Source organism: Thalassobaculum sp., from assembly GCF_965223715.1.
GTDB lineage: Bacteria > Pseudomonadota > Alphaproteobacteria > Thalassobaculales > Thalassobaculaceae > Thalassobaculum.
The window spans coordinates 4500699-4526849 of sequence record NZ_OZ245012.1; the positions used below are offsets into that span (position 1 = coordinate 4500699).

The 26151-nt window shown below is 69.7% G+C and carries 25 protein-coding genes and 1 tRNA gene; 7 read left to right on the top strand and 19 right to left on the bottom strand.

The window, feature by feature from the left end; genetic code table 11:
- Window positions 1–115 precede the first annotated feature (115 nt).
- The 3 genes from ACOQOP_RS20815 to ACOQOP_RS20825 are packed head-to-tail and all read left to right on the top strand — an operon-like array spanning window position 116 to window position 3820.
- Window positions 116–3268 (top strand): intermembrane phospholipid transport protein YdbH family protein, encoded by a 3153-nt coding sequence (locus ACOQOP_RS20815; RefSeq protein ID WP_420563734.1) that lies wholly within the window; start codon window positions 116–118, stop codon window positions 3266–3268.
- Window positions 3269–3323: 55 nt separating this feature from the next.
- Window positions 3324–3464: a YnbE family lipoprotein gene (locus tag ACOQOP_RS20820; RefSeq protein WP_420563735.1), complete on the top strand. Its 141-nt coding sequence runs from the start codon at window positions 3324–3326 to the stop codon at window positions 3462–3464.
- On the top strand, window positions 3461–3820 hold the full coding sequence (locus ACOQOP_RS20825; RefSeq protein ID WP_420563736.1) for a YdbL family protein: 360 nt from the start codon (window positions 3461–3463) through the stop codon (window positions 3818–3820). The genes ACOQOP_RS20820 and ACOQOP_RS20825 overlap by 4 nt, the downstream gene beginning before the upstream one ends.
- Before the next feature lie 3 nt (window positions 3821–3823).
- On the opposite strand, the gene ACOQOP_RS20830 is transcribed toward ACOQOP_RS20825, so the two are convergent.
- The 15 genes from ACOQOP_RS20830 to rplU form a co-directional block, all read right to left on the bottom strand.
- Window positions 3824–5044 (bottom strand): hypothetical protein, encoded by a 1221-nt coding sequence (locus ACOQOP_RS20830; RefSeq protein ID WP_420563737.1) that lies wholly within the window; start codon window positions 5042–5044, stop codon window positions 3824–3826.
- A gap of 128 nt (window positions 5045–5172) precedes the next feature.
- A complete protein-coding gene (locus tag ACOQOP_RS20835) occupies window positions 5173–5664 on the bottom strand; it encodes an RNA pyrophosphohydrolase (RefSeq protein ID WP_420563738.1) in 492 nt (163 codons plus the stop codon).
- A gap of 10 nt (window positions 5665–5674) precedes the next feature.
- Window positions 5675–7000: a divergent polysaccharide deacetylase family protein gene (locus tag ACOQOP_RS20840; RefSeq protein WP_420563739.1), complete on the bottom strand. Its 1326-nt coding sequence runs from the start codon at window positions 6998–7000 to the stop codon at window positions 5675–5677.
- Entirely contained in the window at window positions 6997–8394 is a 1398-nt protein-coding gene (locus tag ACOQOP_RS20845) for a S41 family peptidase (protein WP_420563740.1), read from the bottom strand. The genes ACOQOP_RS20840 and ACOQOP_RS20845 overlap by 4 nt, the downstream gene beginning before the upstream one ends.
- A 5-nt stretch (window positions 8395–8399) precedes the next feature.
- Window positions 8400–9743 (bottom strand): murein hydrolase activator EnvC family protein, encoded by a 1344-nt coding sequence (locus tag ACOQOP_RS20850; protein WP_420563741.1) that lies wholly within the window; start codon window positions 9741–9743, stop codon window positions 8400–8402.
- 8 nt (window positions 9744–9751) lie between these two features.
- A complete protein-coding gene (gene gpmI / locus ACOQOP_RS20855; RefSeq protein ID WP_420563742.1) occupies window positions 9752–11311 on the bottom strand; it encodes a 2,3-bisphosphoglycerate-independent phosphoglycerate mutase in 1560 nt (519 codons plus the stop codon).
- 79 nt (window positions 11312–11390) lie between these two features.
- Window positions 11391–11987 carry a LysE family translocator gene (locus ACOQOP_RS20860; RefSeq protein ID WP_420563743.1) on the bottom strand — a complete coding sequence of 199 codons (597 nt, stop codon included), beginning with the start codon at window positions 11985–11987 and terminating at the stop codon, window positions 11391–11393.
- Between the two features lie 321 nt (window positions 11988–12308).
- Window positions 12309–12767: a 23S rRNA (pseudouridine(1915)-N(3))-methyltransferase RlmH gene (rlmH, locus tag ACOQOP_RS20865; protein ID WP_420563744.1), complete on the bottom strand. Its 459-nt coding sequence runs from the start codon at window positions 12765–12767 to the stop codon at window positions 12309–12311.
- Between the two features lie 53 nt (window positions 12768–12820).
- Window positions 12821–13192 (bottom strand): ribosome silencing factor, encoded by a 372-nt coding sequence (gene rsfS / locus ACOQOP_RS20870; protein WP_420563745.1) that lies wholly within the window; start codon window positions 13190–13192, stop codon window positions 12821–12823.
- A 144-nt stretch (window positions 13193–13336) separates the two neighbouring features.
- Entirely contained in the window at window positions 13337–14068 is a 732-nt protein-coding gene (locus ACOQOP_RS20875; RefSeq protein WP_420563746.1) for a nicotinate-nucleotide adenylyltransferase, read from the bottom strand.
- 13 nt (window positions 14069–14081) lie between these two features.
- Window positions 14082–15380, bottom strand: coding sequence for a glutamate-5-semialdehyde dehydrogenase (locus tag ACOQOP_RS20880; RefSeq protein ID WP_420563747.1), 1299 nt, complete (start codon window positions 15378–15380; stop codon window positions 14082–14084).
- The gene (gene proB, locus ACOQOP_RS20885; RefSeq protein WP_420563748.1) at window positions 15377–16567 is read right to left on the bottom strand and encodes a glutamate 5-kinase; all 1191 of its coding nucleotides are present in this window, start codon (window positions 16565–16567) and stop codon (window positions 15377–15379) included. Before proB ends, ACOQOP_RS20880 begins: the two co-directional genes overlap by 4 nt.
- Entirely contained in the window at window positions 16555–17610 is a 1056-nt protein-coding gene (gene obgE / locus ACOQOP_RS20890) for a GTPase ObgE (protein WP_420563749.1), read from the bottom strand. Before obgE ends, proB begins: the two co-directional genes overlap by 13 nt.
- A gap of 108 nt (window positions 17611–17718) precedes the next feature.
- Window positions 17719–17985 (bottom strand): 50S ribosomal protein L27, encoded by a 267-nt coding sequence (gene rpmA, locus ACOQOP_RS20895; protein WP_420563750.1) that lies wholly within the window; start codon window positions 17983–17985, stop codon window positions 17719–17721.
- Between the two features lie 23 nt (window positions 17986–18008).
- Window positions 18009–18326 carry a 50S ribosomal protein L21 gene (rplU, locus tag ACOQOP_RS20900; RefSeq protein ID WP_028795692.1) on the bottom strand — a complete coding sequence of 106 codons (318 nt, stop codon included), beginning with the start codon at window positions 18324–18326 and terminating at the stop codon, window positions 18009–18011.
- A 289-nt stretch (window positions 18327–18615) separates the two neighbouring features.
- Here rplU and ACOQOP_RS20905 point away from each other — a divergent pair.
- A tRNA-Ser gene (locus tag ACOQOP_RS20905) sits at window positions 18616–18705 on the top strand.
- Between the two features lie 106 nt (window positions 18706–18811).
- Here ACOQOP_RS20905 and ACOQOP_RS20910 read toward each other — a convergent pair.
- The 3 genes from ACOQOP_RS20910 to ACOQOP_RS20920 all read right to left on the bottom strand — a co-directional run bounded on the left by ACOQOP_RS20910 (window position 18812) and on the right by ACOQOP_RS20920 (window position 21675).
- Complete coding sequence (locus ACOQOP_RS20910) at window positions 18812–19489, bottom strand: DUF1826 domain-containing protein (protein ID WP_420563751.1); 678 nt, start codon at window positions 19487–19489, stop codon at window positions 18812–18814.
- A complete protein-coding gene (gene zigA, locus ACOQOP_RS20915) occupies window positions 19486–20712 on the bottom strand; it encodes a zinc metallochaperone GTPase ZigA (RefSeq protein ID WP_420563752.1) in 1227 nt (408 codons plus the stop codon). Before zigA ends, ACOQOP_RS20910 begins: the two co-directional genes overlap by 4 nt.
- Window positions 20713–20811: 99 nt before the next feature.
- A complete protein-coding gene (locus ACOQOP_RS20920; protein WP_420563753.1) occupies window positions 20812–21675 on the bottom strand; it encodes a LysR family transcriptional regulator in 864 nt (287 codons plus the stop codon).
- 108 nt (window positions 21676–21783) lie between these two features.
- On the opposite strand from ACOQOP_RS20920, the gene ACOQOP_RS20925 reads away from it, so the two are divergent.
- Together ACOQOP_RS20925 and ACOQOP_RS20930 are read left to right on the top strand one after the other, a co-directional pair.
- Entirely contained in the window at window positions 21784–23097 is a 1314-nt protein-coding gene (locus ACOQOP_RS20925) for an aspartate aminotransferase family protein (RefSeq protein WP_420563754.1), read from the top strand.
- Window positions 23098–23358: 261 nt separating this feature from the next.
- Window positions 23359–24255 (top strand): hypothetical protein, encoded by an 897-nt coding sequence (locus tag ACOQOP_RS20930; RefSeq protein WP_420563755.1) that lies wholly within the window; start codon window positions 23359–23361, stop codon window positions 24253–24255.
- 170 nt (window positions 24256–24425) lie between these two features.
- Here ACOQOP_RS20930 and ACOQOP_RS20935 read toward each other — a convergent pair whose 3' ends face one another.
- Window positions 24426–25319, bottom strand: coding sequence for a LysR family transcriptional regulator (locus tag ACOQOP_RS20935; RefSeq protein ID WP_420563756.1), 894 nt, complete (start codon window positions 25317–25319; stop codon window positions 24426–24428).
- A gap of 92 nt (window positions 25320–25411) precedes the next feature.
- Here ACOQOP_RS20935 and ACOQOP_RS20940 point away from each other — a divergent pair, with 92 nt between their 5' ends.
- Window positions 25412–26134 carry an SDR family oxidoreductase gene (locus ACOQOP_RS20940; protein ID WP_420563757.1) on the top strand — a complete coding sequence of 241 codons (723 nt, stop codon included), beginning with the start codon at window positions 25412–25414 and terminating at the stop codon, window positions 26132–26134.
- Window positions 26135–26151 lie beyond the last annotated feature (17 nt).

Genomic DNA, 26151 nt, shown 5'->3' on the forward strand with positions numbered 1-26151 from the left:
CCTTTGTCGTGTTGTCATACTTAACGGGTGATTCGCGGGATCGGGCGCATCACGATGGGGTGGAAACACCCGGTCGTGTGGCACTGCCCGTTCTCAGGGCCCGGGAGGTATGACGGTGCGGTGGCTCGCCAGATTTCTGCTGGTCGTGCTCCTGATCCTTGTGATCGGGCTGCCTGTGGCGTGGCTGACCCGCGACACCTGGGCCCCCGGCGCCACCAAATGGGCGATCAACTCCTGGGCTTCGGGCCGCGGGGCCGAGGAGCCGGTGATCACGGACCTCGGCTTCAGTATCGGCTCCCTCTCCGCCGACCGCTTGGCGCTGAAGTCTGTCGAGGTGAACGGACCGGCCGGCTTCGCGGCGGATGAGGTGCTGGTAAGCTATGACTGGCGCGACCTGCTGACCGGCGCGGTCCGCACGATCGCCCTGGACCGCCCCCATCTCACCCTCACCATCGCCGAGGACGGCACCGTCACCCTCGGCCCGCTCGAGCCCTTGCGCGCGCTCGGTGGCGGGGAGGGAGAGGGCGGGGCGCCGCTGCCCGTGGTTCAGTTCTCCGACGCCACCATCGATATCCGCGGCGCCGCCGAGGGCAGCCTGTCTGCCAGCGGCACCCTGGGGGAGACCGACGGCCGGCTCGGTCTCGCCGCCGACGGCTCGGGCGCCCTGGAAGGCGAGGCCTGGCGGGCCGACGGTGCGGGGCGCTTCCAGGTCTCGCTCGGCGACGACCATACCCGACTGAACGCCACCCTGACCGACGCACGGGTGCGCCATGGCGACCTGTCCGCCGCCGGCCTGCGCGGCACCGCCTCGGTGGAGATCGCCGAGGACGGCGCGCTGGAGGCGATCGCCGACCTGCGGGCCGACAGTGCGGAGGCATCCGGCGTCGCCGTGGCGGTCCCGTCGGCCCATCTGCGGCTCGACCCGCTCGGATTGTCGGCCGTGTTCCGCCTGGGCGATCGCGAGCAGCCCGACCTGCGCCTCGCTGTCGCCGCCGATCCGGCCGAGGGCGAGCGCCGCCATGTGGCGGTCGATCTGAGCGCCGAACTGGCCACCATCGACCGACTGGTCTCGGCCGCCCTGCGCGAGGCGCCCCGCGGCGCGGAGGGACGTCTGTCCGGCACCCTGCGCGGTGCGGTGCCGGCGGACCTGGCCGATCCGCAGCAGGTCTGGGCCGGCACCGTGGCCTCCGGCGGCATCGACCTCTCCGCAACGGCCCCCGACGGCGCGGCCGAGGGCCGCTTCGGTGTCGCCATCGCCGCCGGGACCCTGGCCCTGGAGACACTCGACCAGGCCCGACTGTCCCTGCCCGCCGAACTGGTGCCGGAAGATCTCGCCGCCATCCTCGGCGCGGGGGCGGTGACCGCCACCCTGGGCCGGGACGACAAGGCCTTCCGCCTGACGATCCGCGAGCCGTTCGAGGAGCCAGAGCTCGCCCTGGGCGGGCCGATCGCCGCCGAAGTGGAGGGGGGCGCCTCGGCCGGTTTCGACGGCGATGCCGGGCTGGTTCTGGCCGAGGCCGGTCCGCGCCTGACCGCGGCGACCGGGACGGCGAGCCTCGCCGACATCAGGAGCGGCGAGCTGCAGCTGCGCTCGGCCAGCCTGGTGCTCGACAGCCTGAGCGGGGATGCTGACGCGATGTCCGGCGAGGGGCTGCTGATCGCCCAGATCGATGCCGGCGCGGTGCGGGACATGCGCGTCTCCCTGCCGATGCGGGTGGTGCATGACGAAAATGGCACGGCCGGCTTTCTGGACCGTCAGGGCTCGGTGACCCTGCCCCGGGTGCCCGAGGCTGGCGGCGTGGCCCTTGAGGGGCCGCTGACCGTCCGGGTTCGGGCCAGCGAGCGCCCGGTGCTTCGTTACGGCTTCGAGGATCCGGGCGCGCTCCGCCTCGACCTGCCCCTTGTTGCGCCGGCGATGACCGCCGCCGTAGAGGGCGGCATGCCGCTGCGGATCGCGCTGGGTTCGACGGTGGGCATGGTCAAGGCCCGGATCGTGGAGGGCCGGGGGGGCGCCGCGGTGCGGGTCACCACCGAGGCGATCGACATCGCTCCCGCCGACGAGGCGGACGGGGAGCCGGACGGCATCGCGCTGGCCGGGGTCGCCCTGGAGGTTCAGGCCTCGACCCATGGCGACGGCGTCCTGCTGGACCGGATCGTGGTCTCCGCCGACCGGATGACCGACCGGGCCAAGGCGGTCCGGTTCTCGCCGCTGCGGGCCGAAGGGCTCGCCACCCGCACGCCGAACGGGGCCCTGGCCTTCACCGCCAGCTTCGGCGGCGCCAACGGCGCCTTCGTGCTGGATGCAAAGGGCGTGCACGACCTCGCCAGGGGCACCGGTCGCGCCGATATCAGGCTCTATCCCCTGGTCTTCGTGCCGGGCGGGCTGCAGCCGGTCGACCTGTCGCCGGCGGCGGCCGCGATCCTGCGCAACGCCTCGGGCAAGGTCTCGCTGGAAGGGGCGGTGGAATGGCCCGGCCGGGACGTGCCGCCGGACAACCCGCTCACCCTGACGGTGGAGGATCTGGCCTTCACCGGATCCCTCGGCACGGTCAGCGGCCTGACCGGCGCGGTCGGCCTGTCCTCGATCGACCCGATCACCACCCTGGACGGACAGGTGCTCACGGCGACCGGCATCGATGTGGGCGTACCGATCGCCGAGCCGGAGGTGACCTTCCACCTCGACCGCGACCTGAACCTGGTGCTGGAGCGGGTCACCGCGCGCTTCGCCGACGGCCGGGTCCATACGGAGGACGTCACCATTCCGCTGACCTCGAACGACCCCGTCTCGATGGTGCTGGATGTGGACGGGGTGGATGCGGGTCGGCTCGCCGAGGTGACCGAACTGGACGGTCTCACCGCGTCGGGCTCGCTCACCGGGCGGCTGCCGCTGGTCTGGGATTTCGAGGAGGGATTGTCCGTCCGCCAGGCCCAGCTTTCTGCGATCAACCCGGGCGGGACCGTGAAGTACCGACCGGAATCGCCGCCAGCCGCGTTGCAGGATGCAGGAGAGGAGGTTAGCCTCCTGATGCAGGCCGTTCGCAACCTCGTCTATGAAAGATTCGATCTCGAGGTGAACGGACGGCCCGGCGAACCGTTTGATATCAAACTGAGGGTGCGCGGTGCCAATCCGGATCTGTTCGACGGCTACCCCGTCGCCCTCAATGTCACGCTTACGGGTCGCCTGGATGAGATGTTCCTCAATGCAAGACGTACACTCGGTCTCTCCGACGTTCTCCGCCGCAAGCTCGAAGCGCGCACCGGCGGCTAGAACCCTGCTCGCCGCGACCCTCCTCGGGACCCTCGCGGCCGCCTGTACCCCGACCGTGAAGGTCGAGCCGCCGACGGAACCCATCACCATCAATCTGAACATCAAGATCGAGCAGGAAGTCCGTATCCGCGTGGAGAAGGATCTGGAGGATCTGTTCTCCTCGGAGAGCGACCTGTTCGGGGGGAAGAAGCAATGACCGGTCTGCAGCGCGTGATCAGCAGACGCCTTGTCCTGGGCGGGATCGTCGGCGCCGTCGCCTGGGTCGCCCTGCCGCGCCTGGGCTACGCCCTCGATCTGGCCACGGCCAAGGCCAATGGCTGGGTGGGCGAGCGGCGCGACGGGTATCTCGGGGTGGTCGACGGCGCCCCGGCCGAGGCCCGGTCCCTGGTGGACACCATCAACGCCGAACGGCGTCAGGCCTATAACGGCGTGGCCTCGTCCAACAGCGTGCCGCTGAACCAGGTGGAGGCGCTGGCCGGTCAGAAGCTGATCGACCGTGCCGCCCCCGGCACCTACATCATGGATGCCGCCGGGCGCTGGATCCGCAAGTAGGACCTATTCCTCGCCCTCGGCCTCACCCGCCAGGCGGCGGTTGGCGCGCTCGACGCGGGCCTTCAGCTCGTAGTCCGGCCGGTCGTTCTCCCAGTTGTGCATCTGCTGCACCATCTTGAGGCCGGCGGTCTCGAACTTCGTGGTCTTGGTGAGGATGCTGTGCTCCGGGTTCAGCTCGCGGATCGGGATGCGCGGGGCGTAGCCGGCGATCCGGGAGATCGCCCGCTCCATCGCCCGGTCGCCGCCGATCGCCTCGCGCCCGCGATGGGCCTCGCGCCAGAGCTGGATCATGTCCGCCCAGCCGTCGAGTCCGTAGCCGATGTCTCTGCGTAGGGTCTCCAGCCGCTCGATGGCGCCCTTGTTCTGGTCGAACATGTCGGCCAGCGAGCCCAGCATGCCGTTGAGCACGCCCAGACGCTCGTTGATGTAGCCGATGCACTCGTCCGCTGCGGTGATGATCAGGGCGACCTGCGGCAGCAGCTCCTCGCGGACCTGGGGCTGGTAGTCGTCGACCTCCTGGCGGAACTGGATGAGGTCGGTGTGCTGCAGGTAGAGGAAGCCGTTCTCCTTGGGCTCGCCGGGGGCGGTGACGTTGCCGAAGGGGGTCAGCATGCCGACCAGCGGATCCAGATAGGTCTTCACCTCCGCCACGGTCGAGTTCGTGCGCTCCGCGGCGAAGATCATGACCCGCTCGATCAGCAGGTCGAGATCGATCTTCGACCGACCGGACTTGCCGCCCATCAGGTCCATGAGGGTCTTGGTGTTGGTGCGCATCATCAGCGGGTCGCCCCGCTCGATTCCGCATTCCCGGGTCAGCTCGGCGATGAAGGACAGGCGCACCATGGCCTTGTCCTCGTCGTCCTTGTCCACCAGCCGGCGCGCCTGGGCGACCACCTCGTCGTCGATGCCGTGCTCGGCATCGCAGCGCAGGCAGGCCTCGCGCATCCGGATCGGGTCGAGGTCGCGGATGGTCTTGGTATGCGCAACCGCCTCGATCATCGCCTGGTCGCGCGGGTTCAGCGCGCCCAGCGTGCCGATCTGCTCCCATGGCAGCACGATCAGCTCGCCGCGCCGCGTGCCCGAATAGTTCGGGATCACGGCTTCGAGCTGGCGCACGGGTCCGTGGAAATACTCGCGAACGCGGGTATGGGCGAGGTCGCGGTTGTGAAACGTGACGGTCGTGCCCCGACGCTCGAAAGTCTGAGGTTTGTTCTCCGCGCTCATCCCCTCTCCTCCGGCGCGATGACGCCGGACACCTCAACTCTGTGTGGCCACAAGAGCATGAGGACCTTAAGGAAGATTTTACGCGCTCTCGAAAAATTCACAAACAATGCATTGGGCGGCAAAAGATTTCAGCGCGTTGGCTTCGCCGTCGCGGCCGCGATCACCGGCCCCAGCTCGGCGACCACGGCCTCGTAGGTCGCGCGTTTGAACGGCACGATCAGCTCGACCACCGAGGCGATATCGACCCATTTCCAGTCGTCGAATTCCGGGTGCTCGGTCTGCAGGTCGATATCGGCGGCGGTCCCCGTGAAGCGGCAGGCGAGCCATTTCTGGGTTTGGCCGCGCCACTTCTCGCGGATCTTGCCGGGCAGGTCGGCCGGAAACTCGTAGGCGATCCAATCGGCGGTCTCGGCCACGAGCTCGACCGCCGTGGTGCCGATCTCCTCCTCCAGTTCACGCAGGCCGGCCTCGCGCGGCGTCTCGCCCGCGTCGATCCCGCCCTGGGGCATCTGCCAGGCATCGGCGATGCCGATCCGCTTGCCGACGAAGATCCGGCCCTCGTCGTTGAACAGGACGATGCCGACGCAGGGCCGGAGGGGAAGGTCGCTACGGTCTGTCATGGAGGTCCGGTCAGCGTAAACGTTGGCGGTCGGCGATGGCGGAGACCGGCGCCAGGACGATGCCCTTGCGCTCCAGGTTGCCGGTCCAGCGCTGGATACGGTCGATGGAGACCGGCAGGGAGCGGGCGATGCCGATGGCGACGCGCTGCTCCTGGGCGACGGTCTCCAGGTCGGCCAGCGCCCGGTCGATCGCGGAGATCGAGGGCGTGGCGTCCAGGAACCGGTTGTTGAAGGCCCGGGGCAGCTGGATCGAGGAGGCGAGCTCGGTGGCGATGCTGCGCGACGAGCCGCGGCTGTCGACGAGCATCAGTCCGCGCTCCTTCAGGCCCTCCAGGACCGGCATCATGGCGTCTTCCACGGTGGTGAACTGGGATCCCATCCAGGTCGCCACGCCGACATAGCCCGGCGCGCGGCCCAGCACCCATTCCATCCGGTTCAGGTTATCCGCCGTCGACAGGCTGGTCAGCAGGGTGGAGGGTCCGGGATCGTCGCGCGGGAAGTCGAGTGGCTCGAGCGGCAGGTCCATGAAGACCTCGTGTCCCGCGGACCGGGCGGCCTCCAGCCAGGCGTCGAGGTTGTTGGCATAGGGCGAAAAGCTGAGGGAAACCGCTCCGGGCAGGAGCTGGATCGCCGCGTCGGTCTCGCGCCGGTTGAGCCCGAGATTCGTCACCATGACGGCGACCCAGGGGCGGGTGTCGTCCACGTCGAACGGCCGGGCGTAGGTCGACCAGGGCTGCCGGCCGTCGATCGCGATGATCGGCAGGCGGGCATCCTCGCGGACCTCCATCAGGGCAGGATCGACCGGGGTCAGGGTGACGCCGTCGGCCGGGGCGGAGGCGGCGACCGCGCTCGGACCGTCCTCGGGTCCGTCCTTGGCCGCCGTGCCGTCCTCAGTCGCGCCGTCGGCGGCCGCGGGGGCGTCGTCGCCGCTGGGCGCGGCCCCCTCGGCCTGAGCCGTTTCCCGGGTCGGCCCGGCCGAGCTGTTGGGCTCCGGCTCCTCGCCCTCGTTAAGGATGTTGACGGTGAGCTGCGGGCGCTGGATCTCGCGCATCGACTCGGTGTGCTCGGCATTGACCATCAGCCAGCCGACCAGCCCGCCGGCGCCGCCGATCACGGCGACGGCCAGCAGGGTGGTCAGGATGGCGGAGGCAACACGCTTCCAGCGCCCCTTCTTGCGAGGGGCGGGTTCGTCGTCCAGACCGCGCTCCAGATCATCGGGTGGCGGGGCCCCCGCATCCGCCTCGTCCAGCGGATCGTCCGGATCTCCGCCCCCCCGCCGTTTCCTGAACGGCAGAGGGAGGCGGGGCAGACGGATATTCGGCTTAGGCAGCCTCAATTCACCACGCGGTTCTGGAACAGATGGAAGCCGCGCAGCAGGTCGACCGCACGGGCGAGCTGGTAGTCCTCAAGCGGGTCCTCGTTCTCCTCCGAGGCGGCCTCGCCCGGCGTCGGCACCTCCGCCGGCGGCTGGGCGGCCGGGGCGTCGCTGTCGTCCGGGTTGACCAGGGCGCCGCGCAGATCGGCCTCGCGGCGGCGTCGGCCCTCCTCGATCTTCTCGATCTTGGCGAGCTCGACGGTGATGTCCGGCTCGATGCCCTTGGCCTGGATGGAGCGGCCCGACGGCGTGTAGTAGCGCGCCGTGGTCAGCCGCATGGCGGCGTTGCCCTGGAGCGGCAGGATGGTCTGGACCGATCCCTTGCCGAAGGACTGGGTGCCCAGGATGATCGCCCGGCGGTGGTCCTGCAGGGCGCCGGCTACGATCTCGGAGGCCGAGGCGGAGCCGCCGTTGATCAGGACGACGACCGGCGTGCCGTCGGTGATGTCGCCCGGGGTGGCGTTCACCCGGCTGGCATTGGCCTCGTCGCGGCCTCGGGTGGACACGATCTCGCCGCGCTCCAGGAAGGCGTCCGTGACCGAGATCGCCTGGTCGAGCAGACCGCCCGGATTGTTGCGCAGGTCGATGACGAAGCCGTGCAGCCGGTCGCCCAGCTCCTCCTTGATCTCGGAGACGGATTCCTGAAGGCCGACCGTCGTCTGCTCGTTGAAGGTGGTGATCCGGATATAGCCGATGTCCTGGATGACCCGGCTGCGCACCGACTTGATGGTGATGATGGCGCGGGTGATCTCGACGTCGAACGGCTCTTCCTCGGCACGGCGGATCGTCAGGGTGATGGAGGTCCCCACCTTGCCGCGCATCCGCTCCACGGCGTCGGACAGGGTCAGGCCCAGCACCGCCTCGCCGTCGAGATGGGTGATGTAGTCTCCCGGCTGCAGCCCGGCCTCGGAGGCCGGCGTGTCGTCGATCGGCGAGACCACCTTCACGAAGCCGTTCTCCATGGTGACCTCGATGCCGAGGCCCCCGAACTCGCCCTTGGTCTGCACCCGCATGTCCTGGAAGCTCTTGGCGCTCAAGTAGCTGGAATGCGGGTCGAGGGAGGTGAGCATGCCGTTGATGGCCGCCTCGACGAGCTTCTCGTCGCTGACCTCTTCCACGTACTGGGCGCGGACCTTCTCGAACACGTCGCCGAGCAGGCTGAGCTGGCGGTAGGTGTCGGTCGAGTTGGTCTGGCTCTGTCCCCCGCCGGCGGCACCGAGCAGGACGCCCCCGCCGACGGCGAACGCCAGGGCGGCGGACACCGCGACACGGCGGATCGTCCGACGGCGTCCCTGCTCAGGGCGGGTCGGGGCGCCACCGGTGGCGGCGGTGTCATCAAGACGGGGTTCGTTCATCCGACTCATCCTTTGGCCTTTTCGGTAAGTCCCGCAAACCACGGTAAGGGGTCGATCGGGTCACCATTATGGCGAAGTTCCAGGTACAGCTCGGGTGCGGCGTTCTCGGCCGCCGCCATCGCACCCACCGGCTCGCCGGCGAGCACGTGGCTCCCGACACTCAAATCGACCCGCGCGAGCCCTGCCAGAAGGGTATGATATCCGTCGCCGTGTTCAATGATCAAAATCCGTCCGAAACCCTCGAACGGCCCAGCATACAACACGATTCCGTCATGCGGGGCGATTACCAGCGCGCCGGGACGGGTGCGCAGCAGCAGTCCCTGACGGGTCAGGTCGCCCGACTTTCCCTTGCCGAAGCGCTGCACGACCGTTCCCGCGACCGGCGCGAACAGGTTTCCCCGGGCGCTGGTCAGCGGCGGTCCTGGGGGCAGGGCGGCCGACTGAATCGGATCACCGGCGGGTGTCTCGGTGGCGGGGAGCGGGGCCGGTTCGCCGCCATCCACCTTGCCGGTCTCCTCCTCCGCCGCGGCGGCATCGGGCCGGGCGGGACGCGCCGGGCGCAGCTTCGGGGTGACCAGGGCCGCCAGCTTGCGCTGTTCCTCCGCCTCGGCCGCCTCGCGCCGCTCCAGGCTGTCGATCAGCTCGCGCAGGGAGCGGGCGGACTCGCTGAGCGCCCGGATCTCGTCGGCCGCGTTGCTGGCGCGGGTGCGCGTACCGGCCAGCAACTCCGCCTTCTCGGCGGCGAGTTCGGACAGCGCCGTGCGCTCGGCGTCCAGGTCCTGGGCCGCCAGTTCCAGGCGGTCGCGCTGGGCGCGGATGTCCGCCTCCAGGGTCGCCAGGGTGTCGAGTTCGCGGCGCAGGGCCCGCGCGTCCCCGCTCAGCCGCGGGATCGCGGATTCCAGCAGGATGCCGGTATGGACCGTGTCCAGCGGCGCGCGGCCGACCAGCAGCAGGGTCTCCGGCGGGTGGCGGGCGAGGCGCTGCAGCGCGCCGGTCAGGTGGGAGAGCTCCTGCCGGCGTTCCAGCAGGCGGGCCCGCTTGTCCTTGACCTCCTGGCGCAGGGTGTCGAGCGTCTGCTCGGCGTCCAGCATGTCGGTCTCGGTCCGCTGTGCCCGAGTGGCGGCCGCCGCCATCCGGTCGCGCAGCCGGTCGATCTCGCCGGCCAGGTCGTTGGCCAGCCGATCCAGCTTCGAGCCGGCCCGGCGTTCGCCCTCCAACGCCTTCTCGATGCGCCGGAGTTCGGCCGTCGGGTCCTGGGGGGCGGGCGCGCCCGACGACTGGGCCCGAACGTCCCCGGCGACGGCGCCGAGCACCGCCACCAGGATCAGCAAGGGCGCCAGGCGTCGCACCGCGGCGGCTACTCCGCCGCCTGGCGGTCGCGCACCAGCATGCAGTCGCCGGTCATCGCAGCCGGCGGCTCTATGCCCATGAGCGACAGCAGGGTGGGCGCCACGTCGGCGAGCTTGCCGGTCTTCAGGGACCTCACGTCCTCCGGCGCGCCGACCAGGATGGTCGGGACCAGGTTGGTCGTATGCGCGGTGTGGGGCCCGCCGGTCTCCGGGTCCAGCATGAGTTCGCAGTTGCCGTGGTCGGCGGTGAGGAACATCACCCCCCCGGCCTTCAGCACCGCCTCGGCGACCCGGCCGACGCAGGTGTCCACCGTCTCCACCGCCTTGATCGCGGCCTGCAGGCTGCCGGTATGGCCGACCATGTCCGGGTTGGCGAAATTGGCGACGATCAGGTCGTAGGTGCCGTCGTCGATCGCCGCGACCAGCTTGTCGCGGAGCTCCGGCGCCGACATCTCCGGCTGCAGGTCGTAGGTCTTCACCTTGGGCGAGGGGATCATGATCCGGTCCTCGCCCTCGAACACGTCCTCGCGGCCGCCGTTGAGGAAGAAGGTGACGTGGGGGTACTTCTCGGTCTCGGCGATGCGGAGCTGGGTCTTGCCCGCCTTGGCCGCGACCTCGCCCAGCGTGTCGGTCAGGTCCTCCGGCGGGAAGATGGTCGCCATCTTCGGCGCCAGGACCGAGGAATACTCCACCATGCCGGCGACGATGGCGAGCTTCGGGCTCCGGGCCCGCTTGAACCCGTCGAAGTCGTCATCGACGAAGGGGGCCAGGATCTCGCGGGCCCTGTCGGCGCGGAAGTTCGCCATGACCAGCGCGTCGCCGTCCTGAACCGCCACGCCGCCGGCGATCACGGTCGGGGTGATGAACTCGTCGGTCTCTTCGCGCCCGTAGGCGGCCTCCACGGCGGCGACCGCGTCCTCGGCGCTCTGCTCGGCCTCGGCGAGGCAGACGGCCTTCCAGGCCTGCTCCACCCGCTCCCAGCGCTTGTCCCGGTCCATGGCGAAGAACCGGCCGCTGACCGAGGCGATGGTCGCCGACCCGTCGAGATCCTCGATGAAGGCGCGGAGCTGGTACGCGGCACTCTTCGGCGGACAGTCGCGGCCGTCGGTGAAGACATGAACCACGACCTTGGCGCCGCCGGCCGCCAGCACCTTGGCCAGGGCGGCGACATGGCGTTGGTGGCTGTGCACGCCGCCGGTGGAGACGAGGCCCATCAGGTGGCAGGTGCCGCCGGATGTCTTCAGCGCGTCGAGCACCTGGGCGATGGCGGGCTGCTTGGCGAGGCTGCAGTCGGCGATCGCGGCGTTGATCTTCGGCAGGTCCTGCATGACCACGCGGCCGGCGCCGAGATTCATGTGCCCGACCTCCGAATTGCCCATCTGGCCGTCCGGCAGGCCCACGGACTCGCCCGACGCGCTCATCAGACCGCCCGGCCAACGGGCGGTGAGCGCGTCCACATTCGGCGTGTTCGCCAGGGCGACGGCATTGTCGTCGCGGTCGGTGCGGTGACCCCAGCCGTCCATGATGCACAGGACGACCGGGCGGGGGGTATGGGATGTCTTGCTCATGGGACGGTTATATATCCTTCCCGGGGGCAAGGTCACGGGCTGCGCATGGCCGAAGGGGCAGTCTTTTTCGGCGGCGTTCCTAAAGGATGGCCGCAGCCACCGAGGCCACCAGCAGCACCGCGAAGATCACGTTGACGGCCCGGCCCAGCATCGGATGGCTGAGCCAGCGCGAGAACAGCGAGCCGAAGGCCAGCCAGGTCACGTTGACCAGGACGATCACCGGGGCGAGCGCGGCGATCTTGGCGACGGCGTCGAGCACCGGGTCGCCGGGCACCACCGGGTGGGTGGAATAGACCGCGCCGATGGCGGCGAAGGCCTTCGGGTTGGCGACGGCGAGCAGGTAGCCGCCCACGAAGCCTGCCGGCCGGGCGCCGGGATCGCGGTTCAGCCCGCCGACCGGGGCGGTGGCGATCTTCCAGGCGAGATAGAGGATGTAGGCGGCGGCGAGCACGGTGACGACCGGCACCGCGCCGGGCACGATGAAGATCAGACCGGAGATCCCGGTGGCGATCAGCAGCAGGACGCTGGCCGTGCCGAGGCAGATCCCGGCGACGTAGGGCAGGCCCGCCCGCATGCCGAAGGCGGTGCCCATGGCCGCCGAACTGAGGGTCGCGGGCCCGGGACTGCCCATCAGCGGCAGCGCGGCGAGCCAGAGCGGGATCAGGGCGTCGATCATGCCGCCATTCTCGCGGAGCCGGGGCAGAGGGTCTTGGACGTTTGTGCGCTTCGCCAGCTCTTCCCGTCATCCCGGTGGCCTCCGGACTGGATCCGGAGGGCGACCGGGACCCAGAATATCCGCCGGGGGCAGGGTCCCGGGCAGCCCCCGGATCCAGTCCGGGGTCTCCCGGGATGACGGAGAAGAGACGAAATACTTCCGACCTCATCCTGAGCGGGAGCGCAGCGACCTGTCGAAGGGCGTGTCCGGGACTGAGGGGCGGCCCTTCGACACGCCCCGGCCTTGAGCCGGGGTTGCTCACGATGAGGTCAGAACAAAACGTTAGGCCCTATGATACGGGTGCCCCGCCAGGATCCGTTCGGCCCGGTAGATCTGCTCGATCAGCATCACCCTCGCCAGCATGTGGGGCCAGGTCTGGGGGCCGAAGGCGAGGGTGAGGTCGGCGCGGTCGCGGATGCTCTGGTCGAGCCCGTCAGCGCCGCCGATCACGAAGCAGATCTCGCCGCGCCCCTGGTCGCGCCAGCCGCCGATCCGGGTCGCCAGGGCTTCGCTCGAGAGTCCCCTGCCGCGCTCGTCCAACGCGACCAGCACCGTGCCGTCGGGGATGCGGGCGGCGATCAAGGCGGCTTCCTCGGCCTTGAGGGCGTCCCCCTCAAGGCGCTTCTTGGCTTCCACCTCGTGGATCGCGAGCGACCAGGGGAGGCGGTCGCCGTACTCCCGGCACAACGCCTCCATCGGGCCGCGCTTGATGCGGCCCACCGCCACGATCGTGATCTTCACACTGCCTCCTGTCCGGGCTCAGCTCCTGGCACCGCCAGGAACCCGGCGATCAATCAGGCATGCGCGAAGGTCGGTTCGGCGCCCGTGTCGGCCCCGGCCTCGCCGCCGATGCGGACGGTACGGCTCGGCGGCGGGGTGGCGCCCCACATCTTCTCCAGCCCGTAGAATTCCCGGACCTCGGGTCGGAACAGGTGGACGATGATGTCGCCCGCGTCGATCAGCACCCAGTCGCCGCGGGACTGTCCTTCCACGGTGACGCCGTCGACGCCCTGATCTTTGAGTTTTCTGCAGATGTGGTCGGCCATGGCCGAAACCTGCCGCGATGAGCGGCCCGTGGCGATGATCATGTAATCGCCGATGGCGGACTTTCCGGCCAGATCGATGGCCACAATGTCCTCGGCCTTGTCGTCGTCCAGTGAGGTCATCACCAGCTTCTTCAGGCCGTCCCCCAGATTGGGAGCAACTGTGTCGAGTATGGGTCGCACTCCTTTCGTCAGCGATAGCGGACACCGGCGTGCCCCGGTGCCCATGGTTGCCCTGGTCGTTCCGAATATCGGTCTGCGTGGTTCCTAGCCGGTCCCTCCACCCTTGCGCTGCGCCCGGATACGGGTCGCGGACGCGGTATGATGGCGGGTGTGCAGGAACACCCAGGCCGGAGGCCGCCGCCCCGCCAGGCTTCGGGAGTCCCTTTCGGGCACCCTGGCCCTTGCGAAACGTTTGGCGGCTCGGCTCGCCAAAGCCCTTAAAGAATAGGTAGGCCGGTCGAAAACCGCAACGGCGGCCGTGTGACAGATCAGCAGCCACCGCTCCCAGCGGTGGAAGCTGGCCAGATTATCCGCCCCCATGATCCACACGAAGGACATGTAGGGGCAGCGGCGACGCAGGGCGACCAGGGTATCGGCGGTGTAGTGGGTGCCGAGGTAGAGCTCGATGTCCTTCACCTTGATCCGCGGATGCCGCGCGACCGCCCTGGCCGAGGCCAGACGCTCGGCGAAGGGGGCCATGTCGTCGCGGGGTTTCAGCGGATTCTGCGGGCTTACCAGCCACCAGACCTCGTCCAGCCCGAGCCGCTTCAGCGCCGTCTCCGCCACGTGGCGGTGGCCGTCATGGGCCGGGTTGAACGACCCGCCCATCAACCCGACCTTGAGCCGTCGCCGGTCAGCCCCGGCGCGGGGCAGGGCGGCCGCCTCGCTCGCCGGCATGCGCAGGGCATGGGGGCGCACCCGGGCGAACAGCGCGGAGCCGGCATCGGGCGGGAGGCGGTCCTTGTGCGGGCCGCGAATCGGGGTGAAGAGGGTCATGGCCGCTGAAGGGTCACGGGCGGGTCTGGCCGGTCCCGCGCACCAGGTACTTGAAGCTGGTCAGTTGCTCCGCGCCGACCGGGCCGCGAGCGTGCATCCGGCCGGTGGAGATTCCGATCTCCGCGCCGAAGCCGAACTCGCCGCCGTCAGCGAACTGGGTGGAGGCGTTGTGCAGCACGATGGCGCTGTCGACCTCCGCCAGGAACCGCTCCGCCGCCGCGTCGTCCTCGGTGACGATGCTGTCGGTGTGGTGCGAGCCGTGCTCGTTGATATGCGCGATGGCCCCCGCCACGCCGTCGACCACGGCGACCGAGAGGATGGCGTCGAGATATTCGGTGTCCCAGTCGGCGTCGCTGGCCGGCTCCATGTCGGTGACGATCGCCCGGGCGTCCGCGTCGCCGCGCAGGGCACATCCCGCCTTGCGCAGGGCGTCCGCCACCGGCGGCAGAAGGTCGGCGGCGACCTTGCGGTCCACCAGCAGGGTTTCGGCCGCGCCGCAGACCGAGGTGCGGCGCATCTTGGCGTTCACCGCGATGGCGACCGCCTTGTCCCTGTCGGCGCCGGCGTCGAGATAGACGTGGCACAGCCCGTCCAGATGGGCGAAGACCGGGACCCGGCTCTCGGTCTGCACCCGCTCGATCAGCGAGCGGCCGCCGCGCGGGACGATCACGTCGACATATTGCGGCATGGTCAGCAGCTTGCCGACGGCGGCCCGGTCGGTGGTCGGCACCGACTGGATCGCATCCTCGGGCAGACCCGCCGCGCGCAGGCCCTTGTGCAGGGCGGCGACGATGGCGGTGGAGGAGTGATAGCTCTCCGAACCGCCGCGCAGGATCGCCGCGTTGCCCGCCTTCAGGCAGAGGCTGCCGGCATCGGCGGTCACGTTGGGGCGGCTCTCGTAGATGATGCCGATCACGCCCAGCGGCACGCGCCGGCGCTCGAACCGCAGCCCGTTGGGCCGCTCCCACTCGGCCATGGTCGCCCCCACCGGATCGGGCAGATCGGCGACGACTTCAAGGCCGTTGGCGATGCCCTCCACCCGGCCCGCATCCAGCAGCAGCCGATCGACCATGCTGTCGCGCAGCCCCTTCTCGCGGGCCGCGGCGATGTCCCTGGCATTGGCGGCCAGGATCGCCGGTGTGTCTTCGCGAAGCGCGGTGGCGGCAGCCCGCAGGGCGGTGTCCTTCTGCGCGGAAGAGGCCTGGGCCAGCACCGCGGCGGCGGCACGGGCACGGCGGCCGATCTCCAGCATGATCGCGTCGATATCGCCGGTCTTCGCCTGGGCGCCGGGCTTGTCTTCCACAAGGCTCATCGCGCGTCTTCCTCCTCGGCGGCGCGGCCGTCGGCCAGCACCAGATCGTCTCTGTGGACGATTTCGTCGCGGCCACGGTAGCCGAGGGCCGTCTCGATTTCACGGGATTTGAGCCCGGCGATCTGCCGCGCGTCGTCGGACCCGTAGGCCACCAGCCCGCGCCCGCGGATCACCCGGTCGGGGCCGTGCAGGGTCACCAGGTCGCCGCGCTCGAAGGTGCCGACCACCTCGGTCACCCCGGCGGGCAGCAGGCTCTTGCCCGCGTTCAGCGCCCGAAGCGCGCCGGCATCGAGGATGAGCTGGCCGCGCGGGGCGAGCGAGCTGGCGATCCAGCGCTTGCGGGCGGTCAGCGGCGAGGCGCCGGCATGGAACCAGGTGCAGCGCCCGCCCTCGCCGATGCGGCGGATCGGATGGGTCTCGCGGCCGTTGGCGATGACCATGCGGCAGCCGGCCGCCCCGGCGATCTTGGCGGCGGCGAGCTTGGTCACCATGCCGCCCGACGCATAGCCGCTGCCCGCGGCCCCCGCCATCGCCTCAATCTCCGCGGTGACACCCTCCACGTCGGAGATGTGCCGGGCCTCGGGATTGCGCCGCGGGTCGGCGGTGTAAAGACCGTCGATGTCGGACAGCAGGATCAGGGTGTCGGCGCTGGCCATCTGGGCCACCCGGGCGCCGAGCCTGTCGTTGTCGCCGAACCGGATCTCGGCCGTCGCGACCGTGTCGTTCTCGTTGATCACCGGCACCGCCCCCAGCGCCAGCAGGGTATTGATGGTGGCCCGCGCGTTCAGGTGGCGGCGGCGCTGCTCGGTGTCGTCGGGCGACAGCAGGATCTGCGCCACGGTCAGGTGGTGGCGGGCCAGGGCCTCCTGATAGGCATGGGCCAGCAGGATCTGGCCGGTCGCGGCGGCGGCCTGCTTCTCCTCCAGCTTCGGGCGGACCTGGTCGATGCCCAGATGCCGGCGCCCCAGTGCGATGGCGCCGGAGGAGACGACCAGCACCTCCACCCCGGCCCGGCGCAGCTCGGCGATGTCGTCGGCCAGGGCGTCGAGCCAGGGCCGGCGGACCGCACCGGTCTCCTCGTCGACCAGCAGGGCGGAGCCGATCTTGATCACCAGCCGGCGGGACTCGTCGATCCGATGGCCGGACACGGCGGGCTGAGCCTCGGCCGTGACGCTTACGGTACCCACGCCGGATCCCCTTCTTCGCGCTCGGCCTCCTGTTCCTCGGCCTGGCGGTCGCTGCGGTCGGCGCGGATGTGATCCATCAGCCGGCCCAGCGCCTGGCGCACGCCCTGGCCGGACGCGCTGGACAGGGCCATGGGCCGCTCGCCGGTCTCTTCCTCGAACAGGTCCTGCAGCGCCGCCACGTCCTCCGCGGTCATGGTGTCCGTCTTGCTCAGCGCTAGGACCTCGGGCTTGGTCTCCAGCTCACCGCCATAGGCCGCCAGCTCCTCGCGCACGGTCTCCCAGGCGGCCACCGGATCCTCGCCGGTGGCGTCGACCAGATGAAGCAGGGCGCCGCAGCGCTCGATATGGCCGAGAAACCGGTCGCCAAGGCCGGCCCCCTCATGCGCCCCCTCGATCAGGCCGGGGATGTCGGCCAGCACGAACTCCTCGTCCCCGAGGCTGACCACGCCGAGGCCCGGATGCAGGGTGGTGAAGGGATAGTCGGCGACCTTCGGCTTGGCCGCGGTCACGGCCGACAGGAAGGTGGACTTGCCGGCATTGGGCAGGCCGACCAGCCCGGCATCGGCGATCAGCTTCAGCCGCAGCCAGATCCACATCTCCTGGCCCGGCCAGCCGGGGGTGGTCTTGCGCGGTGCGCGGTTGGTGGAGGACTTGAACCGGGCGTTGCCGAAGCCGCCATCGCCGCCGGTGGCGAGCTTCACCTGCTGGCCCACCTCCGTCATGTCGGCGAGCAGGGTCTCGTAATCCTCGTCCCAGACCTGGGTGCCCAGCGGCACGCGGAGCACGATGTCCTTGCCGGACGCGCCGGTCATGTCCCGGCCCATGCCGGGCCGGCCGTTCTCGGCCTTGAAATGCTGCTGATAGCGGAAATCGATGAGGGTATTCAGCGCGGCCACGCATTCGACGATCACGTCGCCGCCGCGTCCGCCATCGCCGCCGTTCGGCCCGCCGAATTCGATGAAGGCCTCGCGGCGGAAGCTGAGGCAGCCGTTGCCGCCGTTGCCGCTGCGGACAAAGACCTTGGCCTGATCGAGGAACTTCACGTCACGTCCTCCGCGATCCCCCGCGGAGGAGACATCCTGCGCGCGGGTACGAAAAAAGGGAACGGCGAACCGTTCCCTTCGATGCCGCTCCCGGTTGTCGGGGCGGCTTTACTCGGCCGGCGCCTCGGCGGCTGCGACACCGATATAGGTGCGGCCGCGGGTGTGGCGGAACTCGACCTTGCCCTCGACCTTGGCGAAGATCGTGTGATCCTTGCCCATGCCGACATTGTCGCCCGGGTGGAACTTGGTGCCGCGCTGGCGGACCAGGATGTTCCCCGGAATGACGGACTCGCCGCCGAACTTCTTCACGCCCAGGCGGCGACCTTCTGAGTCGCGGCCGTTACGGGAGCTACCACCTGCCTTTTTATGGGCCATGGATCTACTCTCCTCTAGCTCGGTTAGGCGCCGGCACTGATGCCGGTCACGCGCAGAACGGTGAGGTTCTGGCGATGACCGCGCGTGCGGCGATGGTTCTTACGGCGCTTCTTCTTGAAGATCGTGATCTTCGGACCCTTACGCTGGTCCAGCACCTCGAAGGCAACGGAAGCACCGGCCACCAGGGGGGCGCCGACGGTCAGATTGGCGTCGTCGCCGACCATCAGAACCTGGTCGATCTCGACCGTGGCACCCGCCTCGGCGTCGAGCTTCTCGACCTTGATCACGTCCCCGGAGGCGACCTTGTACTGCTTGCCGCCGGTTTTAACGACTGCGAACATCGGCTCGATCCTGGCAAAACTAGTGGGCGCGCCGCCTGTCGGCACGCAACGGAGCGCGCACTATACGTATGGCGCTTTGCGTGTCAACACGAAGTGATGTTGAATCGTTGGATGTATCGGGGGATGTATCGACGGGGCCGTCCCGAGGGCTGTCGGAGCGGTACGAAGAGCGGCCGCCGGACGGGACCGAGTCTAGTCGAGGCCGATTAGAGGCGAAGCCCCGCATCGCGTGCTTGCATCGTGCATCGGCTTTGACTAGGTTCCCGGCCTGCTCCTGAACGAGCCTTATGGAGAGGTGCCGGAGTGGTTGAACGGGACGGTCTCGAAAACCGTTGTGGGCGCAAGCTCACCGAGGGTTCGAATCCCTCTCTCTCCGCCAAACTTCCTTAAACCAGCTCCGATTGATCTCTCGCGGCCTGCGCCGGTCGACCGGCATGCGCTAAGGCCGAGCGCCTCGACGCCCGGCCCCGTCCGGTGCGCAGCCCTCAGTGCAGCGTTTCCGAATTCCGGCCTTCGGCGCTCGGCGCGTGGGCGGCGCCGATGCAGAGCAGGAACCGCTCGCGGCTGCCCGGCTGGAAGCGCGGCGAGCGGTGCAGCAGGGCGGGCGCCGCCAGCCGGCGGGCCGGGTGGAGCAGTCCCTTGACCAGGCCCACTTCGAAACGGCCCAGCGACCCGCCGCGGCGCCACCCCACATCATCGTGGCCGGGCAGGCCGAACTCCGTGCCGTCGCCGCGATAGGTGCAGAGCAGCCGCGTCGTCACCCGGTCGATATGCGGCTTGCGGCAGGCGTCGTGGTCGATCCGGTCGAGCCGCACCGACAGCCATTCGGACTGCTCCACGTGGCTGTACAGCATGGCCAGCAGCACGATGTCGCCGATCAGCAGATGCCGGCCGACGCAGGGGCCGAGACCGGCGGAGTCGAAGGCGGCGATGGCCGCCCGCTCCACCGCGCCGAGCGGCGCGCTGAACCGGACATGGGGGAGCCGGCCGTCGGGCAGCCCGTCCAGCCAGGATGCGAGCGCCCCGGGCATGGAACGCCCCCAACGGACGAGGTCCACGCCGGCGTCGTGGATCCGGCTCAGCTCGTCCGGCGTGGCGGCGGCGACCACGCCGTCCTCTGTACCGCCGAGGGGCGTGCGGGAAGAAAGCGCCTGCATCGTCATGCCGCCTGCTCCCGCTCCCAGGCGGGGAACGGATCCGGCCGGCCCTGCCAGTCGGCCGGGTCGAAGGGCTCGTCGTCGGAGGCGCCCACCAGACAGGCCTCCAACTCGGCGCGGATCGCCGCCTCGTCCATGCCCTGGCCGATGAAGACGATCTCCTGCCGCCGGTCCGCATGGACCGGGTGCCACAGCCCTTCCACATGGCTGACCCAGGCCGGGTCCTGGGGCCAGCGTTCCTTCGGCACGCTGCACCACCAGTGGCCGAGCCGCTCGGTGCGGACCAGGGCGCCTGCCTGGCTGACCTCGCCGACCCAGCCGGGCCGGGTGGCGAGCCAGAAATGCCCCTTCGCGCGGATCACCCCGGGCCAGCTCCGGTCGATGAAGGCGGCCAGCGCCATGGGCTCGAACGGCCGCCGGGCGCGGAACACGAAGCTGGTCACGCCGTACTCCTCGGTCTCCGGCACGTGCGCGTCGAAGCCGTAGAGTTCCTTGAACCACAGCGGATGGCTCTGGGCCTTCTCCAGGTCGAACCGGCCGGTATCCAGCACCCGGTCCAGGGCAACACGGCTCTGGCTGGTCTCGATCAGGTCGGCATCGGGATTGAGCGCCTTGATGATGGCGACGGCCGCGTCGCGCTGCTCGGGCGAGGCGGTGTCCAGCTTGTTCAGCACGATGACATCGGCGAACTCGATCTGCTCGACCAGCAGGTCCACGAGGCTGCGGTCGTCCTGGGCGCCGGCGGTCTCGCCCCGGTCGCGCAGGAAGTCGGTGGAGCCATAGTCCTTCAGCAGGTTCACCGCATCGACGACGGTCACCATGGTGTCGAGCCGGGCGACGTCGGACAGGCTGTCGCCGTCCGCGTCGCGGAAGTCGAAGGTGGTGGCGACCGGCAGCGGCTCCGAAACGCCCGTGGATTCGATCAGCAGATAGTCGAAGCGGCCTTCGGCGGCAAGGCGGCGGACCTCCGCCAGCAGGTCGTCGCGCAGGGTGCAGCAGATGCAGCCGTTCGACATCTCCACCAGCGCTTCCTGGGTGCGGCTGAGATCGGCTCCGCCGGCGCGGACCAGGTCGGCGTCGATATTGACCTCGCTCATGTCGTTCACGATCACGGCGACGCGCTTGCCGGCGCGGTTGTTGAGCACGTGGTTCAACAGGGTCGTCTTGCCGGCGCCGAGAAAGCCGGAGAGGACCGTGACCGGCAGTTTCTCTTGAACGTTTGCTGTCATGACGTTCTTCGCTTCCTGAGGGGGAGGGGGATTAATATGAAATGTTATAACATAACATTACATCCAGACAATCGGCGCTTGGCCGACCCCGAAGTGGCGTCAGGCCTGCCCCAGACTCCCCGCGATGAACTCCCCGAACGCCCGCACCACCGGGGAGGGGCGGGTGGAGGCGTAGGCGATCGACATGCCGATCTCCGGCAGCGGCGGCAGGCCCGTCTCCACCACATGCAGGTCCGACGGCACCGCCGAGCGGACCACCAGGCTGATCGCCAGGCCGGCGCGGGCGATGGCCAGCAGCCCGGCGAAGCCGTCGCTGGCATGGGTGACGCGGTAGGGCCGGCCGGCCTCCTCCAGAGCGCTCTTCGCCGTGCGGTGGTCCAGGGTCTCCGGGCTGGAGAGCGCCAGCGGCAGGAACGGCGCCGTCAGCAGGTCGGGCTCCGGCGCATTGGCGATCCAGGCGAAGGACTCCCGGCGGAAGATCTCCTCCGCCGGGGCCGATCCCGGTCCGGACAGGGGGACCGAGACGATGGCCAGGTCGATGTGGCGGCGCTGCAGCAGCGGGCGCAGCGCGACGGTCGGCGCGCAGACGATCTCGACCTCCACCTCCGGGTTGTCCCGGCCGTAGCGGCGCAGCAGGTCGGGGAAGAAGGCGGTCAGGTAGTCCTCCGGACACCCGAAGGCGATGGCCCCCTGCAATCCCTGGGCGCGGATGGACGCCAGGGTCTCGTCATGGGCCGACAGGATGCGCACGGCCCCGACCATCAGCCGTTCGCCCGCCACCGTCAGGGTGACGCCGGAGCCGGTGCGGTGGAACAGCCGCTCCCCGGTGATGTCCTCCAGCCGCTTCATCTGCAGGCTGACGGCCGACTGGGTGCGGCCCACACGGTCGGCGGCGGCCCGGAACGACCCGGCCCGGGCGACGGCGACGAAGCTGCGGAGCAGAAGGATGTCGAGAGTGGCCATCGCTATAAGAAATTTTTAAGTCCGGCATTTATACTATGAAACTTTCTAACGTGCCCGCCGCCGCTAGTCTTCCCCCTGTCGAACGGCCGCCGAGACGGGAGCACGCGGATGACCCAGCAGGACAGCGGGAAGACACAGGACGCCTTCTGGTCGGACGTGGAAAACCACGTCATGCGCTACGGCCCGGCCTTCGAGAAACGGGTCATCGCCCGCGCCGAGGGCAGCTTCGTCTTCGACGAGGACGGCGGCCGGATCCTCGACTTCACCTCGGGCCAGATGAGCTCGCTGCTGGGCCATTCCCATCCCGACATCGTGCGCACGGTGCGGGAGCAGGTCGGCCGGCTCGACCATCTGTTCAGCGGCATGCTGTCCCGCCCGGTGGTCGATCTGTGCACCCGCCTGGGCGGCATGGTGCCGGGGCTGGAAAAGGCGATGCTGCTGTCGACCGGTGGGGAGTCGAACGAGGCGGCGATCCGGCTGGCCAAATGCGTCACCGGCCGCCATGAGATCGTCGCCTTCAACAAGAGTTGGCACGGCATGACCGGCGCGGCCGCCGGCGCGACCTACAGCTCGGCGCGCAAGGGGTACGGGCCGGTGACCGTCGGCAACATCGCGATCCCCGCACCCCACGCCTACCGGCCGCGCTTCACCCATTCCGACGGTAGTCTCGACTGGCAGACCGAACTGGACGACGCCTTCGCCCAGGTCGACGCCCAGTCGACCGGCAGCCTCGCCGCCTTCATCGCCGAGCCGATCCTGTCCTCCGGCGGCATCATCGAGCTGCCCGAGGGCTACCTCGCCGCGCTGAAGCGCAAATGCGAGGAGCGCGACATGCTCCTGATCCTCGACGAGGCACAGACCGGTGTGGGGCGCACCGGCCACATGTTCGCCTTCCAGCGCGACGGCATCACGCCGGACATCCTGACCCTGTCGAAGACGCTCGGCGCCGGCCTGCCGCTCTCCGCCGTGCTGACCAGCAAGGCGATCGAGGAGACCGCCTACGAGAAGGGCTTCGTGTTCCTGACCACCCATGTCTCCGACCCGCTGCCGGCCGCCGTCGGTCTGACGGTTCTGGACGTGGTCGCGCGCGACGGGCTGGTCGAACGGGCCGCCGTGGCGGGGGCCCGCCTGCGCGACGGGCTGGAGGCGCTGAAGCAGCGCTTCGACTGCATCGGCGACGTCCGCGGCCGCGGCTTGCTGCTCGGCATGGAGATCGTCACCGACCGGGCAAGCAAGCTGCCCGACCTCGACCGGGGCGACCGGATCGCCGCGGAGTCGATGGCCCGGGGCCTGAGCATGAACGTGGTGAAGATCCCGGCCATGGGCGCGGTGTTCCGCATCGCGCCGCCGCTGACCGCGAGCGACGCCGAGATCGACCTGGGCCTGGAGCTCATGGCCGAGGCGATCGCCGCCGCCGGTTAGGGTGGGGCATCGGAAAAAGCCTGCATCCGTCGTCAAACGACTCCATCCAGCCGCAGTTTCATTGACGCCTGCGGGAACCGTTGAATTCGGCCGCACGTTCCTCCGGCACCGCGATCCTGTCGGAAGGACAATCCCATGCATGGAATCATCTATCTCGTCGGCCTCGTCGTGATCGTTCTCGCGATCCTTTCGCTGCTTGGCATCGGCTGAAGCCCGGCCGGTCCGCTGGGCCGGCGCGGCAGGCTGATTTAGGAGACCACAATGGCAGAGAACATGCGTGCCGCGGAGCCAGCGGCGGTCGTGCGTAGCGATACCGGAACGGCCGCCAGTCACATCGATTGGCAGGCGATTTTCGTGGGGGCACTGTTGGCGACGGCGGTGTCCTTCGTCTTGAACACCTTCGGGGCGGCGATCGGCCTGTCGGTCGTCTCGCCCTTCGGCGAGGAGGGGATCGGCGGCACCGCCTTGCTGATCGCCGTGGCGCTCTGGACGATCTGGGTGCTGGTCTCCAGCCATATGGCCGGCGCCTATGTCACCGGCCGGATGCGCCAGCGCCTGTTCGATGCCACCGAGCACGAGTCCGATGTGCGCGACGGCGTGCACGGCCTGGCGGTCTGGGCGCTGGGCGTGCTGTTCAGCGCCTTCCTGCTGGCGGCGACGGTGGACACCGCCGCCCGGACCGGCGCCCAAGTTGCGGCGGCGGCCGGCGATGCGGTCGCGGAGATGGCCGGCTCAAGCTACGCGTACGAGCTGAACCAGCTCCTGCGCCCCGCCGAGCCGGGCGGCTACGCCTCCCAGCCGGAGAGCCGGGCGGCGGCGGTCGAGGACCTGCTGCCGATCGTCACCCGGTCCGTCGAACGTGGCGAGATCTCCCAGCCGGACCGGGCCTATCTGGCCGAGGTCGTCGCGGCCGAGACCAGCCTGAGCGAGCAGGAGGCCATCCTGCGGGTCAACCAGATGGCCGCCGCGGTCCAGGCCTCGGTCGAGGAGGCTCAAGCGGCAGCCGAGACCGCCCGGATCGCGACGGTGCTCAGCGCCTTCGTGCTGGCCGCGGCCCTGCTGATCGCCGCGGCGGGATCGTGGTGGGCCGCCGGCGTCGGTGGCGCCCATCGCGACCAGGAAACCGTCATCCGCTGGTTCACCCATCCGCGCCGCTGACCGCGCCGCCGCCTTGGAGGAGACATCATGCCCTACCTGATCCTGTGGCTGCTCGGCATGCCGCTGTCGGTGGTCATCCTGCTGGCCCTGGTGCTCTAGGCTCCGGCCAGGCCCACGTGAACGGCAGGCCTCCATCCGGAGGCTTGCCGTTTGCTTTTGCAGACGGGGGATCAGCGCCAGTTGCGGGTGTGGTCGACCAGCGCCCGTAGCTTCGGCGCCAGGTTCCGGCGCTGGGGATAATAGAGGAAGAAGCCGGGGAACGGCGGCAGGAAGTCCTCAAGGAGCGAGACAAGCTCGCCGCGCTCGAGATAGGGACGGAAGGTGTCGGAGGTGGCGAAGGTGATGCCGCCGCCGCTCAGCGCCATGCGGAGCATGAGCCACAGATCGTTGGTGGTGACATAGGGATCCACCGCCACATCGAAGGCGACGCCGTTCTCCACGAACTCCCAGCGGTGGGGAGCCACATTGGTCGCTCGGCGCCAGCCGATGCAGCGGTGGCGGACCAGATCGCGCGGATGGGCCGGCGCCCCGTGGGCGGCGATATAGCCCGGGGTGGCCACGGCCGCCTCGCGCTGGTCGCCGGTCACCGGCACGGCGATCATGTCCATCTCGATCACCTCGCCCAGCCGGACTCCGGCATCAAAGCCGGCCGCGACGATGTCGAACTCCTCGTCGGTGACCGTCACGTCGAGGGTCACCTCGGGATGGGCCTCGGCGAAGCTGACGAGGAACGGCCCCGACAGGACTTCCTCGGCGATGGAGGTCACCGCGAGCTTCAGCATCCCGCGCGGCCGCTCCTCGCCGGCCAGGCCTTCCAGGGCGTCGCCGATATCGGCCATGGGCTGCGACAGGGTGGCGTAGAGCCGCTCCCCCGCCTCGGTCAGCCGCACGGAGCGGGTGGTCCGCGTGACCAGGGTCACACCCAGGCCGTCCTCCAGGCGGCGCATGCCCTGGCTCACGGCGGAGCGCGTCACCCCCAGCCGGTCGGCCGCGGCGCGGAAGTTGCTCTCCTCGGCCACCGCCGCGAACAGGGGCAGGAGGTTCAGGTCGATATTGATTGTCAAGTTTTGCTAACCAGTTTGTCCATCGATACCTAGATACCGGTAACCGCCGCCAAGGTCCATCTCCGGGTCTCCACGCAATCACGGAGACAACGATGGATAAGGTCATTCTTGTTACCGGCGCCTCCGGCGGGATCGGCGAGGGCATTGCCCGCGAGCTGGGCGCCCATGGCGCGAAGGTGCTCCTGGGCGCCCGTCGGACCGACCGGATCGAGGCCGTCGCGGCGGAGATCCGCGCCGCTGGTGGCACGGCGGAGGCCCACGCCCTGGACGTCACGGACCGGGAGGCGGTGTTCGCCTTCGCCGAGGCGGCCGTGGCCCGCTGGGGCCGGATCGACGTTCTGGTAAACAATGCCGGTGTCATGCCGCTCTCCCCGCTGTCGGCCGGAAAGCACGACGAGTGGGAGCGGATGGTCGATGTGAACATCAAGGGCACGCTCTGGGGCATGGGGGCCGTACTGCCGGTCATGGAGCGGCAGGGGTCGGGCCAGATCATCAATATCGGCTCGATCGGGGCCCTGTCGGTCGTGCCGACCGCCGCCGTCTACTGCGCGACCAAGTTCGCCGTGCGAGCGCTGTCGGACGGCCTGCGCCAGGAGAGCGACACGATCCGGATCACCTGCGTGAACCCCGGCGTCGTCGAGAGCGACCTCGCCTCCACGATCACCCATGAGGGGACCAAGGCCCTGATGGACGACTACCGGGCCATCGCCCTGAAGCCCTCGGACATCGCCCGGGCCGTGCGCCAGGTGATCGAGGCGCCTCAGAGCGTCGACACCACCGAGATCACCATCCGCCCCACCCGCTCGCCGAACTGACCGGCACCCGAGGATAA